The organism is Pantoea sp. SGAir0418 (assembly GCF_043529865.1).
In genome coordinates, this window is record NZ_CP027912.1 from 85566 (window position 1) to 104130 (window position 18565).

13 protein-coding genes are annotated in these 18565 nt (G+C 58.4%); 7 read left to right on the plus strand and 6 right to left on the minus strand.

Translation table 11 applies throughout. The features are described from left to right. Positions 1 to 109: 109 nt before the first annotated feature. Positions 110 to 1009, plus strand: coding sequence for a LysR family transcriptional regulator (locus C1N84_RS19460; RefSeq protein ID WP_059012271.1), 900 nt, complete (start codon positions 110 to 112; stop codon positions 1007 to 1009). Here the strand turns inward: C1N84_RS19460 and C1N84_RS19465 are convergent. Next, positions 1006 to 2301: an MFS transporter gene (locus C1N84_RS19465; protein ID WP_021509465.1), complete on the minus strand. Its 1296-nt coding sequence runs from the start codon at positions 2299 to 2301 to the stop codon at positions 1006 to 1008. The genes C1N84_RS19460 and C1N84_RS19465 overlap by 4 nt on opposite strands. A gap of 348 nt (positions 2302 to 2649) precedes the next feature. Here C1N84_RS19465 and C1N84_RS19470 point away from each other — a divergent pair, with 348 nt between their 5' ends. The 3 genes from C1N84_RS19470 (at position 2650) to arsC (ending at position 4802) form a co-directional block, all read left to right on the plus strand. Further along, entirely contained in the window at positions 2650 to 3003 is a 354-nt protein-coding gene (locus C1N84_RS19470; RefSeq protein WP_021509466.1) for a metalloregulator ArsR/SmtB family transcription factor, read from the plus strand. 69 nt (positions 3004 to 3072) lie between these two features. Next, complete coding sequence (locus C1N84_RS19475; RefSeq protein ID WP_264444610.1) at positions 3073 to 4356, plus strand: arsenic transporter; 1284 nt, start codon at positions 3073 to 3075, stop codon at positions 4354 to 4356. A 17-nt stretch (positions 4357 to 4373) separates the two neighbouring features. After that, positions 4374 to 4802 carry an arsenate reductase (glutaredoxin) gene (gene arsC, locus C1N84_RS19480; RefSeq protein ID WP_264444607.1) on the plus strand — a complete coding sequence of 143 codons (429 nt, stop codon included), beginning with the start codon at positions 4374 to 4376 and terminating at the stop codon, positions 4800 to 4802. Here the strand turns inward: arsC and C1N84_RS19485 are convergent. From C1N84_RS19485 to C1N84_RS19500, 4 genes are all read right to left on the minus strand, one after another. Then, complete coding sequence (locus tag C1N84_RS19485; RefSeq protein WP_264444604.1) at positions 4799 to 5224, minus strand: thiol-disulfide oxidoreductase DCC family protein; 426 nt, start codon at positions 5222 to 5224, stop codon at positions 4799 to 4801. The two genes, arsC and C1N84_RS19485, sit on opposite strands and share 4 nt — an antisense overlap. Before the next feature lie 72 nt (positions 5225 to 5296). Further along, complete coding sequence (locus C1N84_RS19490; protein ID WP_394541890.1) at positions 5297 to 8743, minus strand: autotransporter outer membrane beta-barrel domain-containing protein; 3447 nt, start codon at positions 8741 to 8743, stop codon at positions 5297 to 5299. Between the two features lie 355 nt (positions 8744 to 9098). Next, positions 9099 to 12404 (minus strand): autotransporter outer membrane beta-barrel domain-containing protein, encoded by a 3306-nt coding sequence (locus tag C1N84_RS19495; protein ID WP_264444600.1) that lies wholly within the window; start codon positions 12402 to 12404, stop codon positions 9099 to 9101. An 18-nt stretch (positions 12405 to 12422) separates the two neighbouring features. Beyond that, a complete protein-coding gene (locus C1N84_RS19500; protein WP_136547792.1) occupies positions 12423 to 12761 on the minus strand; it encodes a hypothetical protein in 339 nt (112 codons plus the stop codon). Between the two features lie 459 nt (positions 12762 to 13220). On the opposite strand from C1N84_RS19500, the gene C1N84_RS19505 reads away from it, so the two are divergent. After that, positions 13221 to 13844: a response regulator gene (locus C1N84_RS19505; RefSeq protein ID WP_021509472.1), complete on the plus strand. Its 624-nt coding sequence runs from the start codon at positions 13221 to 13223 to the stop codon at positions 13842 to 13844. Then, the gene (locus C1N84_RS19510; RefSeq protein WP_264444597.1) at positions 13844 to 17350 is read left to right on the plus strand and encodes a response regulator; all 3507 of its coding nucleotides are present in this window, start codon (positions 13844 to 13846) and stop codon (positions 17348 to 17350) included. Before C1N84_RS19505 ends, C1N84_RS19510 begins: the two co-directional genes overlap by 1 nt. A 10-nt stretch (positions 17351 to 17360) precedes the next feature. On the opposite strand, the gene C1N84_RS19515 is transcribed toward C1N84_RS19510, so the two are convergent. Next, a complete protein-coding gene (locus C1N84_RS19515) occupies positions 17361 to 17945 on the minus strand; it encodes a TetR/AcrR family transcriptional regulator (protein ID WP_021509474.1) in 585 nt (194 codons plus the stop codon). A gap of 173 nt (positions 17946 to 18118) precedes the next feature. Between C1N84_RS19515 and C1N84_RS19520 the strand changes: the two genes are divergently transcribed. Beyond that, entirely contained in the window at positions 18119 to 18565 is a 447-nt protein-coding gene (locus C1N84_RS19520) for a hypothetical protein (protein WP_031280103.1), read from the plus strand.

The following is an 18565-nucleotide window of genomic DNA, read 5'->3' on the forward strand; positions in this document are numbered from 1 at the left end:
CGCTGCGCCGCCGGAAACGCGCAGCAGCCTGTTACACTCGTCGGCTATAACAACTTTTTAACGTCAGCGGCGCAGTGTGCTGGCGTTATTACGCAGGATAGTCGCGGTTATGCCCGTCAATTTTGACCTCAACGATCTCTACGCCTTCCGCGCGCTGGTGGAGTACGGCAACTTTCGGCTGGCGGCGGAGTCGATCTGCCTGTCGCAGTCAGCGCTCAGCCGCAGAATTGAGAAGCTGGAAGCGGCGCTCGGCACCCGGCTGTTTGACCGCACCACGCGGCGCGTCACGCTAACGCTGTATGGCCAGAACTTTGCTCAGCGCTCGGAGCAGCTGCTGGATAATGTCGAATCGATGCTGGCCGACGTCGAGCGCGCCAGCCAGGATCGCACCGGCCTGATCACCGTCGCTACCGTGCCCTCGGGCGCTTACTATTTTATGCCGGAGGTGATCCGCCGCTTTCAGGCGCGTTACCCGCGCGTGCGCATCAAGCTGATAGACAGCAGCGTCGGCAACGTGATGGATGCAGTCAGCAGCGGACAGGCCGATTTCGGTATCTGCTTTGCGCGCAATCTTCCGTCGGAGCTCACCTTCACGCCGCTGGTGGAAGATGTTTACGTCGCCGCCTGTCGCCACGATCATCCGCTGGCGACGCGCCAGCAGCTCAGCTGGCAGGAGTATTTTGCGCAGGATTATGTGGCGCTGGATAAAGTGTCCGGTAACCGCAATCTGCTGGACAACGCGCTGGCGCACATTACGCCCGCCCGGCAAAGCATCTGCGAAACGCGCCATGTCACGACGCTGCTGGGGATGGTAGAAGCGGGCATCGGCATTGCTGCCGTGCCCGCGATGTCGATGCCGGCGAACGGGCATCCGCTGCTGCGCCAGCTGGCGCTGACCGATCCGCAGGTCACCCGTTCGGTGGGATTAATTCGCCGCAGCGGACGTATGCAATCTTACGTCGCTGCGGAACTGGAAAAGCTGATTATCGAACAGTCTCATCACGCTTAACGCGCGGTTTGCAACGTCAGCGCGCGGCGGCGATACAGGTACAGCGTCGCCAGCAGCGCACAAATCGCCGCAAAGCTCATCCAGTAACCCGGTGACGCTTTGTCGCCGGTGTATTCGATCAGCGCGGTAGACACCACCGGCGTAAAGCCGCCAAACAGCGCGGTTGCCAGGCTGTAGGCCAGCGAGAAACCGGCGACGCGCACTTCTGCCGGCATCACTTCAGTCAGCGCCGGGATCATCGCACCGTTATACAGGCCGTAAATAAACGACAGCCACAGCAGCACGCTCAGCATCATGCTGAAGGTCGGCGTCTGCGCCAGCAGCGTCAGTGCCGGGTAGGCGGTCGCCAGCGCCAGCAGCGTCATCGCCAGCAGCACCGGTTTACGCCCAAAGCGGTCCGACAGCGCACCGCCAATTGGCAACCAGATAAAGTTGGAGATCGCCACCAGCAGCGTCACCAGCAGGCTATCCGAGGCGCTCAGCATCAGCACTTTTTTGCCGAAGGTGGGCGCATAGACGGTAATGAGGTAGAACGCGGTGGTGGTCATCGCCACCATCAGCATCCCGGCAATCACCACCGGCCAGTTCTGCAACAGCGTGCTAAATACCTGACGCATATCCAGATGATGACGGCGCGCGCTGAACTCCTGCGTCTCCTCCAGACGGCGGCGCAGAATAAAGATAAACGGCACGATCAGGCAGCCAAACAGGAACGGAATACGCCAGCCCCAGGCGCTGATGGCGCTCTGCTCCAGCGCGGCATTGAGCGCGAAGCCCATCGCGGCAGCGACCATGATGGCAACCTGCTGACTGCCGGATTGCCAGCTGGTGTAGAAACCTTTGCGCCCGGGTGTGGCAATCTCTGCCAGATAAACCGACACGCCACCCAGTTCTGCCCCGGCCGAGAAGCCCTGCAGCAGACGACCAATCAGCACCAGCAGCGGCGCCCACAGGCCAATCGACTGGTACGACGGAATCAGCACGATCAGGAAGGTGCCCGCCGCCATGATCGACAGCGTGACGATCAGCCCTTTGCGCCGGCCAACCTTATCGATATAAGCACCCAGCACAATCGCGCCAATCGGCCGCATCAGGAAGCCGGCACCAAACACCGCAAAGGTCATCATCAGCGATGCGAATTCGCTGCTGGCGGGGAAAAAGGTGTGCGCGATATAGGTGGCATAGAAACCGAACAGAAAGAAATCAAACTGTTCGAGGAAGTTGCCGGAGGTGACGCGGAAAATAGCGCCAACCCGGGCTCGGGTGGTCATCGGTAAGGCAGAGGAATGCATAAGTATCTCCAGTTTGTCCCTGGCGCTGTTATCAATCGCGCCTGCTTCGGAAGACTGGATCAGAACGTTAAGGTTAATAAGCGCAATAAACGCATGGCGTGATGCGTGCGGCGCATTAATCGCTGCCGGCAACGGGCCGCCCTCAATATTAACAATGAGTTAACAAAGCCAGCCGCGTTTTTACTCCGCTCAGACCTGCGGGCACTACAATACAGATTTGTGACCAGCTTCAAGCCGCCCACCGTGAGGCTGGCGCATCACAGGTTAAACACATCTCTTTTTTCGCATATGTTGTTGACTTGATCGCGTCGCCGCACGACACTATTGGTTTTTCATCCAGGAGGTATTATGTCGCCGCTGACGCCACTGCAGCTGTTTAAAAACCTATCCGATGAGACGCGTCTGACGCTGGTGCTGCTGCTGAAAGAACGTCAGGAGCTGTGCGTGTGCGAGCTGTCTGCCATCCTGCAACTGCCGCAGCCGAAGATTTCCCGCCATCTGGCGCTGTTACGTAATAGCGGTTTGCTGAGCGATCGCCGTGACGGCAAGTGGATCCACTATCGCCTTTCGCCGCATATGCCGGTGTGGGCAGCGACGGTGATCGAACAGGCATGGCAATGCCAGCGCGATGCGATCCATGCCCTGCTGTTGCCGGTGCAGCGCGACCAGCTGACCACCGATGGCCGGGCGGTGTGTCTGTAAAAAATTTTACCCATACATATTCGATTTTCCACATATGAAACGAACACAACCTGACTTTCCGGAGGAAACATGTTACTGGCAGGGACTATTTTCGCCATTACTTTACTGCTGGTGATCTGGCAACCGCGCGGGCTGGGCATTGGCTGGAGCGCCAGCGCCGGCGCGCTTCTGGCGCTGCTGACGGGCGTGGTGCATCCCGGCGATATCCCGGCGGTGTGGCAGATTGTCTGGAACGCCACCGCCACCTTTATCGCGGTGATCATCATCAGCCTGCTGCTTGATGAGGCCGGTTTTTTTGCCTGGGCGGCGCTGCACGTGGCGCGCTGGGGCGGTGGCAGCGGTAAAAAATTGTTCTCCTTTATTATCCTGCTGGGTGCCGCAGTCGCCGCGCTGTTTGCCAATGACGGCGCCGCGCTGATTCTGACGCCTATCGTGATCGCGATGCTGCTGGCGCTGGGTTTCAGCCGGGGAGCCACGCTGGCGTTTGTCATGGCGGCCGGGTTCATCGCCGATACCGCCAGCCTGCCGCTGGTGGTGTCCAATCTGGTTAACATCGTCTCCGCCGACTATTTCCGGCTCGGCTTTGACGATTACGCCGCCGTGATGGTGCCGGTCACGCTCGCGGCAGTACTGGCGACATTGCTGATGCTGCATCTGTTTTTCCGCAAAGAGCTACCGCTCAGCTACGATCGCGCCCGGCTGACGTCGCCCGCGGCGGCGATTCGGGATCGAGCTACTTTCCGCGCGGGATGGCAGGTGCTGCTCTTGTTGCTGGCTGGCTTTTTTGCCCTTGAGCCGCTGGGCGTGCCGGTGAGTGCCGTGGCCGCCGCAGGCGCACTGATGCTGTGGCTGGTGGCGCGACGGGGCCAGGTGATTGACACGGGTAAAGTGCTGCGCAGCGCGCCGTGGCAGATTGTGGTGTTTTCGCTCGGCATGTACCTGGTGGTGTATGGTTTGCGCAACGCCGGGCTGACCGTCTGGCTTACCGGCTTGCTGAATAGTTTTTCTGCGACCGGCCTGTGGGGCGCAACGTTTGCTACGGGCTTCTTCAGCGCCCTGCTCTCCTCCATCATGAACAATATGCCGACGGTGCTGGTGGGCGCCCTGGCGATTGATGCCAGCACGGCGCACGTCGTGGTGCGCGAGGCGATGATTTACGCCAACATTATCGGCTGCGATCTGGGCCCGAAAATCACGCCGATTGGCAGTCTGGCAACGCTGCTGTGGCTGCACGTGCTGGCGCAAAAAGAGATTCGCATCAGCTGGGGCTACTATTTTCGCGTCGGCATCACCCTGACGTTACCGGTGCTGGCCGTGACGCTGGCAGCTCTGGCGCTGCGCCTTTCCCTCTGACCGTGAAGAGACTGACAATGACTAATATTACGATCTATCACAACCCGGACTGCGGCACCTCGCGCAATACGCTGGCACTGATTCGCGACAGCGGCGTCGAGCCCACCATTGTGCTTTATCTGGTTACGCCGCCCACGCGTGAAACGTTGCAGCAATTGATCGACGCTATGGGGATTGGCCTGCGCGCGCTGGTGCGTCAAAACACCGACGCCTGGCAGGCGCTGGGGCCCGCACGTGAGACGCTGAGCGATGAGCAACTGCTGGATGCCATGCTGGCGCAGCCGATTCTCATCAACCGCCCGATTGTGGTGACGCCACTGGGAACGCGTCTGTGCCGTCCTTCTGAGCAGGTGCTGGATATCCTGCCCGATGCGCAGCGCGGTCCGTTTATTAAAGAGGATGGTGAGGTAGTGATTGATACGCAGGGCCGGCGCGTCAGTCTTTAGTCGGTCAGAAATCGTCCCGGATAATCTGCTTCAATCGCGTGTACCTGGTCATAACGGCCAAACAGGCGATAGCGATTGCGGGCAATCAGGTTGTAGATCAGATTAGTGAGCCCGTCCGGCAGATAACGCAGAACGCCGCAGGCGCGCCACGGCCAGGGCAGCGAGTGCATAATGCGACAGATAGCCTGCGCGCGCAGCCAGTGCTGCCCATCGCGCAGTAACACGATGGTGCGGATGTTAGCTTGCGGTAATCCGGCGCGCTGCAGCAGCTGTTTGCCGCGCTCGCTCTGGATCGCTGCAAAGTGATAATCGCGCGGCAGGCGGTGGCGCAGCAGAAAAATCACCCAGGCATTACACAGCTTGCATTGTCCATCATAAAGAATGATCGACTGGCCGGACTCGGGTTGCACGGATAATGACACCTGACCTCCGCATTGCAGATACAAAAAACCGGTGAGGCGACACGCCCCACCGGTTCTATTATATGTCACTTATCAGAAGCTGACTTTCACGCCCGCCACCGCGCTGGTGTCGCTGTAGCTGTGGTTGCCCAGCTGCTGCGCCACGCCGCCCCACAGATTGACGTTCGCGTTCAGCCGCGCGTCCACGCCCAGCTTCACCTCGGCGGCGTTACGCGTGCCCGCTTGCTGAATGTTGACGCCGTTCAGCGCGGTGCCGAACGCCTTGCTGTTGTGCAGCCAGTTGGCCTCGGCGTACGGCTCGATGGCGCTCTGCGACTGCGGGTCCAGCAGCGTGCGCAGCGAGGCGCGCACGCCGAGGCGGCTCTGCAGGTTGTTCTGGCCGGTGGCCTGCACGCGGCTGCCGTTCTGCTCTTTCACGTCGTCCGCCTTCACGCCCTGCCAGTTCAGCTGCGCCTGCGGACGCAGCCACAGGCTGGTGCTGTCGCTCAGCGTTGCCACCTGTGCGCGGTAGCCGCCGGCCAGCGACGCGCTGATGCCTTTGGATTTGTACGACTGCTGGCCGATGTCGTCGCCCTTCACGCTGTTGTTAAACCAGCCGTAGCTCAGCGAGCTGTCGACGAACGCGCCGCTCTGCTCTGCCGCATTCTGCTGCCAGCTACCGTACACGCCCAGGCTGTAGCCGTTCACCTGACCACGTGACTGGTAGCCGCTCACCGCCGAGCGCGACTTGCTCTGCGCGTTGCCGTAGCCGGCCATCGCGCCGAGGCGCAGGCTGTCGCTGCCGGTCAGCGTGCCGCTCGCCATGTCGCCGCCCAGCTGGATGGCGTAGCGGCTGGTGTCGGACTTCAGCTGGCCGCTGCTGTCTTTCACCCGGCTGTGGCCGGCGCTGTTGTGCAGCCACAGGCGCGTGCTCTGCTGCCGGCCGTTCGCGTCGGTGTAGAAGGTTTCTGCCGGACGGTCGTCCATGCTGGTGGTAAACAGCGTGTTGGCTGCCGCGAGGTTGGCGCTGTAGCCCGCCGCTTCCGGACGCACGATCATGTTGTGCTGGTTCGCCGGCGGCTCGACGACTTCACCACCCTCGCCTTCGCCCGGCGTCACCACCGGATCGGGTTCGCTGCTGTTTTTATCGCTCACCAGATACCAGCCGTGCTGATCCGCGCCCTTCACCAGGCTGTAATCATAGGCACCGGCGACAATACGCCCTTTCTGACGGAACTCGCCATTGTTAGCGCCATCCACCTGAATGATGTTCAGGCCCTGAAGGGTCTGCGCACCGCTGCCACCGGCGTTGTTGACCACCACGTCGGTGCTGCCGCTGCTGTCGCCGAGGATGTGCAGCTTATCGCTGGCCGAGTTATCGTCGCCCAGCGCCGCGTTCATCACCAGCGTGCTGTTGTCGCCGCTGTAGTTGCCGTTCACCGTCAGGGTGCTGAAGCCGGCGCCGTCGTGGGTGAAGTTCAGCGTACTGTTGCTGGCGTTGAGCGTATCGACGCTGCTGTTGCCGGTGATGTTCCACTGGCTGTTGTCGCTGAGCGTCAGCGTATTCAGGCCGGAAGACGCACCGGTCCACGCCGAGCTGCCGCTCAGGTTGATCTGGCTGTCGGTGGTCTGGCTGCGGTCAATGTCTACGTTGCCTTCAAACAGCGAGTGGTTGCTGCCGTTCAGCACCACCGAGCCGGCGGTCGAACCTTCTGCTGTGTTATAGCCGGTTTTCAGCAACGTGCTGCCGCTCAGCAGCGAGTTGTCGGCGTCGATTTTCATGCTGGTGCCGGTCAGCACGTTAACGGCGGTGCCGCCGGTGGCGGTGATAGCGGTATTCGCCAGTTTAATATCCGCCAGCGTGGCCTGCGTCGGGGAGAGAATACCTGTAGCATTCTCGCCGGAAACCCTGATATTTGAATTAGTTAATGACAAGGCATTGGTTAAATCAAAAATATAATTATTCTGCAAGCTGATAGCGGCGTTATACCTTTCGGCATCGATACCGCTTTTATTAATAGTGATGTTATTTCCCGTGAATGTGCTGCCATCCTGTACAAGGATGCCATAGCCACCGCCGCGAGCCACTACGGAAACATCGCTCGCATTGGTCGTGGCAGAAAATGCGGTAAGCAGCGCTGATTTACTAGCATCAGTAACAATCTCAACATTCCTGAGATTAGCAATGCTGCCGTACGTGACATAAGCTACATATCCGGCTTCATGCCCCATCTCAATGCGGCTGTCTGTCAGGTTCAGTTCTGTACCGTCTGCGGACGCAGAGATACCTGAGCCGCTGCCAGTGACTGTAATATTAGTGTTAGCGGCAGTAAGCGTTGATTTCCCATCAGCTTTAAGACCATTGGCTCCGCCACCACTGGCAGCTATGGTCGTGTTATCGATATTTAACTGCGAACCCTCACCGCTTACATAGACAGCATCAGCATTTTGGCCGGAGGTCGTGATTTCTGCTCCTGAAACATCAAGATGTGCGCCGCTCGCGGTATATACACCATAAGCATGGTCGCCATTGGTGCTAACCTGCACATTGCTGGCGTTTAAAGCTGAAGCGCTGCCGGCATACAGACCAATCGCGCTGGCTCCGGCGGTTGTGAACGTACTGTTCTCCAGGTTCACTTTAGTACCGGTATTGTTAGCGGTCACGCCATTCGACTGGTCACCGCTGGTTCTCACCCGTACGCCGCTGGCACTGAGCTTGCTGCCGGAACCCGCGGCCAGGCCGTAGGCTTTCATCCCGGTCGTGGTCACGTTGCCGCCCGTCATCGTCAGTTCACTACCTTTGTCAGCGACCATCACAGCATAAGACTGGTCGCCGCTGGTGTTCACCTGCACATCGCTGGCATTGAGTAGGCCGCCAGATCCCGCCACCAGACCGTAGGCCCTGGTACCGTCGGTAGTGACGCTGCCGCCGGTTAAATCGATCAGCGAACCCGCCGCGCGCGAATAAGCACCATACGCGCCGTCGCCGTGAGTGACATAGTCGGTGTCAGTGCTGTTGATGATACCTGCTGAAGAGGCATACGCGGCGTGGGCGGTCTGGCCGGAAGTTTCCACCTTTGTGCCGTTGGTCTTCACAGCGCCGGTCAGGCTGGCCACGACGCCGTAGCCGCCGGTACCGGTAGTGGTCACGTTGCCGCGCGTCATCTCCGCAGAGGCAGCGCCGACGGTGGAAAACACACCGTAGCCGCTGGTGCCGGCATTCAGCACCGTCACGTCGGTGGCGCTTGCCTTGCCGCCATTCTGCACCAGTAGTCCATAAGCTTTGTCACCGGTCGCCTGCAGCGTCTGATTATTCAGTTCAACCGGCTGCGCCGGATCGCTGATGGTGGCACCGTTGGCCGCCAGCGCCGCCGGTGAACCGGCCAGCAGCAGCGCCGAGCCCAGCGCGCCGCCGATCAGTGCTGATTTATTCGCCGCTTTACCGGAGCAGGATGATTTGACTTTGCCGCGCGCCAGTTCCGAGGTGACGACATAACATTGCAGGGCATAATTCCAGATAACGCGATAGCTCTTGTTCATATTCTTTTCCTGATTCAGGTTAAAGCAATCCCTTCCGGCAATAAGCGGAATAAGCGGTTATTAACGGGCAGGCGCGGAATACACAGCCATCACGCTATTTACGGTGATGCGCTGTCTTACCGGCCTTAATTAATCTCTGCCAGAGCGGCTGATGGGAAAATATTCGCAAAATCGCGGAAGGGTGAATATGAGAGCACCGGCATACGGCTGTAGTCGCAGGACTACAAAAAGTAAGTCGCCGCGCTATGTTCCAGATCAATTAATTCTGTGTTAACACGTCAGGTGAGCAGTAAACAAAAGCGGAGAACGCGGGCGGGCATAAAAAAACGGCCCCCGTTGCGGGAGCCGTTGAGCATCAGAAGCTGACCTTCACGCCGGCGATGGCGCTGGTGTCGCTGTAGCTGTGGCTGCTCAGCTGCTGCGCTACGCCGCCCCACAGGTTGACGTTGGCATTCAGCGTGGCATCGACGCCCAGCTTCAGCTCACCGGCGTTGCGCGTGCCGGCCTGATGGATGGTAACGCCGTTCATTGAGGTGCCCAGCGCGCGGGTGTTGTGCACCCAGCTGGCCTCGACGTACGGCTCCACGCTGCGCCCCTGCTCCAGCCCGGAGCGCAGTGAGGCGCGCACGCCGACGTGGCTCTGCAGGTTATTTTCACCGGTGCCGCGTACGCGGGTGCCATTGCCTTCCGTCAGGTCATCGCCCTTCACGCCCTGCCAGTTCAGCATCGCCTGCGGACGCAGCCAGAAGCCGGTCGACTCGGAGAGCGTCGCCACTTCGGCGCTGTAGCCGCCGGCGAGCGACGCCAGGATGCCCTTCGACTTGTAGGACTCCTCGCCGATGTCCTCGCCCTTGATGCTGTTGTCGAACCAGCCGTAGCTCAGCGTGCTGTCGATAAACGCGCCGCTGCGCGCCGCCGCGTTCTGCTGCCAGGTGCCGTAAATGCCCAGGTTGTAGCCGTGCACCTGACCGCGCGACTGATAGCCGCTCACCGCCGAGCGCGATTTGCTCTGCGCGTTGCCGTAGCCGGCCATCGCGCCGAGGCGCAGGCTGTCCGCGCCGTGCAGCGTGCCGGTTGCCAGGTCACCGCCCAGCTGGATAGCGTAGCGGTTGGTGTCGGTTTTCAGCTGGCCGCTGCTGTCTTTCTGATGGTTGTGACCGCCGCTGTTGCGCAGCCACAGGCGGGTGTGCTGCTGCCGGCCGTTCGCGTCCGTGTACTGCGTGACGCCCGGGCGATCGTCCATGCTGGTGGCGAACAGCGTGTTGGCCGCCGCGAGGTTGGCGCTGTAGCTCGCCGCTTCCGGGCGCACGATCATATTGTGCAGCTCCGCCGGCGGCGCGATGATGTCACCGCCGGTGCCTTCGCCCGGTGCGGTCACCGGATCGGTGTTAACCGGATCGGTTTCGCTGCCGTTTTTGTCGCTCACCAGATACCAGCCGTGCTGATCCGCGCCTTCTACCAGGTTGTAGTCATAGGCACCGGCGACAATACGCCCTTTCTGACGGAATTCGCCGTTGGTCGCGCCGTCCACCTGAATCAGTTGCAGGCCCTGAATGGTCTGCGCGCCGCTGCCGCCGGCGTTGTTCACCACCACGTCGGTGTTGCCATTGACGTCGCCCAGCACGTGCAGCCGGTCGGTGGCCGAGGTGTCGCCGCCCAGCGCCGCGTTCATCACCAGCGTGGCATTGTCCGCCGTGTAGTTGCCGTTGACGGTCAGCACCGTGAAGTTCGCGGTATTGTGCGCCACGTTGATCACGCTGTTGTTCGCGGTCAGCGCATCCACGCTGCCGTTGTCCATGATGTTCCACTGGCTGTTGTCGTTCAGCGTCAGCGTATTGAGGCCGGATGACGCACCGGTCCACACCGAGCTGCCGCTCAGGTTGATCTGGCTGTCCTGCGTCTGGCTGCGGTCGATGTCCACGTCACCGATGAACAGCGAGTGGTTGCTGCCGTTCAGTACCACTGACCCGGCGGTTGAACCTTCTGCTGTGTTATAGCCGGTTTTCAGCAGCGTGCTGCCGCTCAGCACCGAATTATTAGCGTCGATGTTCATGCTGGTGCCGGTCAGCACATTGACGGCGGTGCCGCCGGTGGCGGTGACGCGGGTATTGGCGAGTTTAGTGTCCGCCAGCATGGCCTGGCTCTGAGAAAGAATGCCGGTGGCATTTTCGCCTGTAATATTAATATTCGAATCAGCCAGATTAAGGTAATTGATTAGGTCCGGGTTATACACATTCTGGATGTTGAGCGCGGCGTTAAAGCCATCTTTATCGATACCACTTTTATCAATGGTGATATTCTGCCCGGTGAATGTACTTCCATCCTGCACCAGAATTCCGAAACCACCGCTGCGTGCCTGTACAGAAACATTTTCGGCATTGATATCGCCTGAAAATGCTGATAACAGCGCTGAATTGTTTGCATCAGTGACAATATCTACGTTCTTCAGATTTATAGTACTGTTGTCATAGCTAAACGCTGCATATCCGCCCTGCTGACCGACTTTTATCCGGCTGTCAGAGAGACTCAGCACCGTTCCGGAACCATTGGCGGCCACGCCTGAACCACTGCCGGTAACTTCTATTTCAGAGTTCGACGCATTCAGCGTCGATTTTGGATCTGCAAGCAGGCCATTAGCACCGGCGCCAGTAACCACAAATGTACTATTGTCCACGTTGAGCACAGAGCCCTCGCCGCTGGCGTAGCCGCCATGTGCATTCCGGCCAGAGGTGCTGACGTGGGCATCTGAGGCGGTCATCGTCCCCGAGCCAGCGACGTACAGACCGTGGGCATCCTGCCCGCTGGTCGCAACCTGCACGCCGCTGGCGTTGAGTTTGCCACCGGAAATCGCTGCCAGACCGTAGGCATTGGTACCGCTGGTCGTCACTGCTCCACCTGCCAGCGTAACTTCTGTCCCGGCCAGGTTAGCAAAAACACCAAAGGACTGGTCGCCATGGGTGACCACATTTACGCCATCCGCAGTCAGGCTGCCGCCGGAACCCGCCACCAAACCATAAGCCTTGGTGCCACTGGTGGTGACGCTGCCGCCTGTGATATCGATCAGCGAACCCGCAGCGCGCGAATAAACACCATAGGCACTGTCGCCGTGCGTTATATAGTCTGCGTTCTGGCTGTTAATGATACCGGCAGAAGAAGCGTAGGCGCCGTAGGCGGTTTTTCCGGTGGTTTCCACGCGGGTGCCATCGAGTTTTAAAGTGCCAGTCCGGCTGGCGACCACACCGTAGCCGCCATCGCCCGTGGTTTGCACGCTGCCGCGTGTCATCTCAATCGCAGAAGACGCAAGGGTGGAGAATACACCGTAGCCGTTATTGCCATCATTGAGCACGATGACATCCGTGGCGCTGGCCTGCCCGCCATTCTGCACCAGCAGCCCATAACGATCGTTACCGGTCGCCTGCAGCGTCTGGTTGCTCAGTTCCAGCTTATCCTCAGGGCCGTTTACCATTGCGCCATGAGAAGAGGCCAGCGCCGCCGGTGAACCGGCCAGCAGCAGCGCCGAGCCCAGCGCGCCAATAATCAGTGATGATTTATTTGTCGCTGCACCAGAGCAGGAAGACTTCACTTTGCCGCGCGCCAGTTCCGAGGCCACGACATAACATTGCTGGGCATAATTCCAGATAACACGATAATTTTTGTTCATGCTTTTTCCTGATTCTGATTATGTCGAACCCGGACGGATACGACCTAACGGTTTAAACGGCGGCGATGCGATAAGAATTTTCTCCTCCACCTGATGCCGCAAAATAATTAAAGCTACGGGATTGGGCTGAATTCTAACGTTGAGACAGGTCTTGACCTCTTTAAGACCTGTCTCAAAACTAATCGCCACAAAAATAAAAACCATCAGGTTACGCTGTAGGCTAAGGACTACAGGTTCACTCACCTTGAAATTTAAATAATTCAAAAACAATGCATCAGCGCAACCTGAGTGCGCAGAGAATAAACGCCGCATCTCCCTTTGCAACCCGCAATGCAGCGTGGTTAATTCAGCGTTCATTCATTTACCCGAACTACTGCACGTCCGGTTTATCACCTAAATACAACAACAACGACCAATTCATTTATCAAATAATTCATCTGGCGCAAATTTCATAACCTACCCATAACATCAACCATTTAAAAATTTACTGTAAATTGCTGTTATTAAGACGATAATCTTTTCGCACTCTGTTGCCATGTTAAGTTTCTAAAAACTTACGAACCTTTAATCTTCAGCACTTAAGTTTAATAAATTCGCGCCGTTTATCCTTAGTGAATAATCTTTATGCTAAGCAGAAAAGTCGCAGGCGAGATTTTATCGTTGTAAATAAGACAGCCAGTAATCAGCTGTAAGCTATGGACTACATTTAAAAATAAATGCCCATGTACAGAATGATCTTGAGTTGATTAAGATGACATTATATAAGTGTGCTTTTGAACGAGCGTACTCAGTTTAATTAAGAGAAAGGCAGTGCGTATGGCTAACTTTGTTATTGTTGATGATCATCCCATTGTGCGCGTGGCGATACGGCTGGTGCTGGAAAATGCCGGGCATCGTGTTTCAGCAGAGGCTGTTGATGGCGACAATATATTTAGCCTGATCAAAGAGAATGGCGCCGATGCGGCAATTATTGATATAGATCTGCCCGGCATTGATGGTATTGAAGCGGTCAGGAATCTTCGCACCGCGGGCTCATTAATTCCGGTGATTGTGATGAGCGGGAAAAACGCGGAATTTTACGCCTATAAGAGTAAAAAAGCCGGTGCCAATGGTTTTATCAGTAAAAAGAACAATCTGAACGACCTGGCACAAGCCGTTGACGCGGTGCTGTCCGGCTATGGTTTTTTCCCGCTGCGCCTGAGTCACCAGGCGGAGGGCGATCAACTGGTGCAGGACAGCGACAAATTGCTGCTGCTGTCGCATCGCGAATATGAAGTGCTGCGCTACCTCGGTGAAGGCACCGAGATTGTCAAAATTGCCAACCGCATGAAGCTCAGCAATAAAACGGTCAGTACCTATAAAGCCAGACTGATGGAAAAGTTATCGCTGAAAAATCAAAAGGATTTACTCGATTTCACCCGCCGGAACCAGATTAACTGATGCGACTTTTTTTCCTGTGCGCGCTGTGCTGCGCGCTGCTGCTGGTCGCCCCACTGCGCGCGGCGGTGCAGCAGCTTAACTATCAGCCTAACGATTTGCCGGCGATGCCCGCGCCGATGCTCAATGACAGCGACTGGCACTGGCTGGGACAAAAGCGCGACAGCGTGATTGGCATCTATGGGCCGGATCGGCCACCGATGTTGCGCACCAATCCTGAGGGAAGAGTATTTGGCTACATTCCCGATGCGGCTTACGCTGCGCTGCACAGCCTGGGTATCAGTTTTCGCGTCAAACATTACGACACCGCGCCCGAAGCCTTTGCCGCGCTGGCGCGCGAAGAGCTGGATATGATATTTGTGCCGGCCGGTGAAGCGGTCCCGGCGCATGTTAACGACACCATCAGCGTAACCGCGCTGAAAGCCAGTCCGGTTCGGGTGGTGCGCAGCAGCAGTAACCCGCTGGCCGGTCAGGAGTTTTTACCCGGCCCGGCGATAACATCTCCTTACAGCCAGCTGCCGCAGGTCGCGATGGGCACCCTGCCCTATGCCGATGTGCCGGCGGTGGAAGCCTATTACCTGATTGAACGCAACTATCTGAATACGCTAACCATCGATCACATTCTGCCCGATCTCAGTTCGCCGTATCGCTTTGTGGTCAACAGCAAAGAACACGTGCTGGCGCGGGCGATGCGCATTGCATTTGACGCCCTGCAGCGCCACGCGGCCGGTGAGATCATCGCTGCGCGCTGGGATATTGCCAATATCACGCGGTTTGTTACTACACCGCTGGCGCTGACGCCCACCGAGCAGGCCTGGTTACAAACTCATAACCAAATCAACATGGCCGTCACTGACCTGGTGGCGCCGTTCTTTATCAAAAACAGTGAGGGTGAGATCACAGGTATCGTGCCGGAGTTGCTCAACCTGATTGAAATGCGCACCGGCATTACCTTCAATTTTGTGGAGATCAGTGACAGCCGCGATCTTGCTGCCCGTATGAAACATGGTGATGTCGCCATCGCCGCACCGCTAATCTGGAGTCAGCAGCGCAGTCGTGAGTTTTTGATGACCACACCGTTTATGTTCACGCCGGAAGTGCTGGTGACCAACACGGCCGCGCAGGATGCGCCGCCAAAACGCGCCGCGCTGGTGCGCGAGCAGGATGCCTCCCACTGGTTTCTGAAAAAATATCCTGATGTGTCAGTCGATTATGTTGGCAATCCCAGCCTGGCGATGCAGTGGGTGGCGGATGGGCAAACCGACGCCACCATTAATACGCTGGTGGGCGCGCGCTATCTCTCTGAAGGTCTGTATCCCGGCAAACTGCGCTTAACTGAGCTGAAACCGGCGCAGGAAGCGGCTATCGCCTTTGGCGTCAGCCGCAGCGAGCCGGAACTGCAGGACATCATGAACAAAGCGCTGGCCGCCATTCCGGCTGGCATGATGACCGATGTATTAACCCACTGGCAGGCCACGCCCGCCGCGCATTTCGACACCTGGAAGCTGTACCGCAAAGAGTTTTATGTCGGCGCGCTGGGCGCAGCCACCATCATCGCCGTCACCTTTGTCTGGGCGGTGCTGCTGATGCGGCAGGTCAAACGGACGCGCCGCACCAAAGCGCTGCTGCGCCAGGAAATTCAGCTGCGCGATCGCCTGATCAATGGTCCGCCGCGGCCGTTTTATGTCGCCTCGCTGGATGGGATGATCGTGCACACCAATCCGGCGTTTACCCAGTTTTTCACCCCGGAAGAACAAACCCATCTGGGCTATTCGCTGTATGACTGTCGCCATCCGCTCTATCACGTGTGGCAGCAGATCGACAAAAACATCCAGCCCGGCGACATTCCGGAAGAGGCGGAATTTGTTATTGATGACGGGCGGCAGAAGCGCCATATCCGTCACTGGATGACCTCGTACACCGGCGATGAAGTCGGCAGCGGCGGGCTGATTTGCGGCTGGCAGGACGTCACCGACTACCTGCAATTGCTGGAAGATCTTTCGCTGGCGCGCGAAGCCACCGAGCTGGCCAGCCAGAGCAAAAGCGACTTCCTCGCCACCATGAGCCATGAAATTCGCACGCCGCTCAGTGCGGTGATTGGCCTGCTGGAACTGCAGACGCAGGAAGGCCGCGCCGATACCGAACTGATTCGCGTGGCGCACGAAGCGGCGGTCAGCCTGATGGATATCGTCGGCGACATTCTCGATATGGCGAAAATTGAGTCGGGACGCATGACGCTGCAGCCGCAGTGGGTCAGCCTGCATGCGCTGGTGCGTCCGGTGATCTGTGCCTTCGACGGCCTGGCGCGGCAAAAAGGCATCAACCTGAACCTGATGCTGCCAGTCGGCGATGACGATCTGTTTTGCGATGCCAGTCGCGTACGCCAGGTGCTGTCTAACCTGGTGGGTAACGCCGTCAAGTTCACCGATCAGGGTGAAGTGAAGGTTACGGTGGGTCTGACGCCGCTGGAGAGCCATACCGAGCTGCGGATCCAGGTGGCCGATACCGGACGCGGCATCGATAAAGCAGCGCAAAATGCGCTTTTCCGCCCGTTCGAACAGGCCGGCCTGTCGGATAACGCCGGCACCGGGCTGGGCCTGTTTATCTGCCAGGAGATCACCCGCCTGATGGGCGGCAGCATTTCTCTGGAGAGCGAACCCGGCGTCGGCACCGTGCTCAACGTCGCCGTGCCGGTCAGCGTGCGTGATATCGCTACCCCGCTGCCGTCTCCGGTCGCGGAACCGTTGCCCGCTGCGCCGCAGGTCGCGCTGAATGTGCTGATCATTGACGATCATCCGGCCAACCGCCTGCTGATTTCGCGTCAGCTGACGCTGTTAGGTCATAGTTTCCGCGAAGCGAACAACGGTGAAGAAGGCCTGGCGCAGTGGCGGCAGCAGAAGCCGGATGTGATCATTACCGATTGCAATATGCCGGTGATGAACGGTCTGGACATGACGCGCAACATCCGCCGGGAAGATAAGAGCACCTACATCATCGGTATCACCGCCAACGCGCAGCAGTCCGAACGTCAGCGCTGTCTCGAAGCGGGGATGAACGAATGCGTGTTCCGGCCGGTTAAGCTGGCGCAGTTAACCACGATTCTGAGCCAGATTCACAGCGCCAGCGCGCTGTCGGTCGGTGATGATTTTTCTGACTGGGTCGACATCGCCGAAATCGAGAAATATATGCCCAACAGCCCCGGCGCTATCGCGGATTTTCTCGACATCGTGATTAATGAAGCACGCACCGATCTGACGCAGGCGATTGACGTGGTGCAAAGCGGCGATCTCGCCACTGCCGCCAGCCTGTTTCATCGCATCACCGGATCGCTGCGCGTCACCGGCATCCGTCAGCTGACGGAGCAGTGCGAAATGCTGGAAGAGCTGGCGGAAATGCAGGAGGACCGGGAAATTATCCTGCTGCATTTACGGGAAGCGCTAACGCTGGTGGACAGGATGGAAGCTTCGTTCCGAAATCAAACCACACCCGCCCAGGCCGGCGCGCACTGATTGTGCGCCGTCAGGCGGTTTTGATCAGCTTATGCAGCAGCGGATGAGTAATCTGCTCAAACATCCCGGCGTTATTAAATGCCCGCGCCGCCAGCATCGCGCCGTGCACGCTGGCCATCAGCGTTTTGGCTTCGTTTTCAGCGCTGTCGCTGAGCTGGAAAACGCCGCTGGCGGCGCCTTTACTCAGCTGGCGCGCTAACCAGCCGGAGAGATCGCTGAAGTGGCCGCTGACTTCCGTGGCAACATCCGGCGGCAGCGTGGGCATTTCCGCCGCCAGCATCGCGCAGATGCAGAAAGGTGAAGTTCCCTCTTTAATGCAGTGCGCCCAGTAATCGACGTAGGCTTTCACTTCGTTCAGCGGATCGTTGATCTGTTCATCCATCGCCTGCATGCCCGCCTGCGCCTCAGCACGATATTCCTCCACCACCGCTTTCACCAAATCGGCTTTGCCGGGAAAATGGTGGTGAATGCTGGCTTTGCGGATATCCACCTGGGCGGCAATATCGGCATAGCTAAAGCTTTTATAGCCGCCGGCGGTGAGCAACTGGCGGGTGCAGGCCATGATTTCGCGGGCTTTAGAGGAACGGGCAGTCATAACGCAATCCGGTAGAACAACAGAGATCGGTCAACCTACTGGCAGGCAGGGAAGAAGTCAAGCCAGCGGCCTGGCGTGCAGCGCGCACTTTTTTCATTTTTTCAGCAATATTTTCATCGCTGATTCGTCTACCTCATCACCAACCCTGTTTATCACCGTAATGAGGAACCCCAATGAGAGATTTTGACAGGCATCAGCATCCCCGTGGTCACCGCTTTGTTCATCACCGTATGGCGAAACCGCTGCTGCTCGGCGTGGTGCTGTTTGCTGCCCTTGGCCTGCTGGTGATGTCGCTGTGGAATGCGCTACTGCCGGAACTGACCGGCGTAAAAAGTATTGGCTTCTGGCAGGCGCTGGGACTGCTGGTGCTGTGTCGCATCCTGTTTGGCGGGCTGGGCTTCCATCCCGGTATGTTTGGCATGGCGCGTCGCCGCATGCATGAACGCTGGATGCAGATGACGCCGGAGCAGCGTGAAGCCTTTATGCAGCAGCGGCGCGAGCGGTTTGGCGGCCGTGGTCATCATGGCGGACGCTGTGACTGGCACGATCGCCGCAGCCAGCGTGACGATCCGCGCCCGCCCGCGGACGATGCGCCCGCCAAATCCCCGGATGCAGAGTAA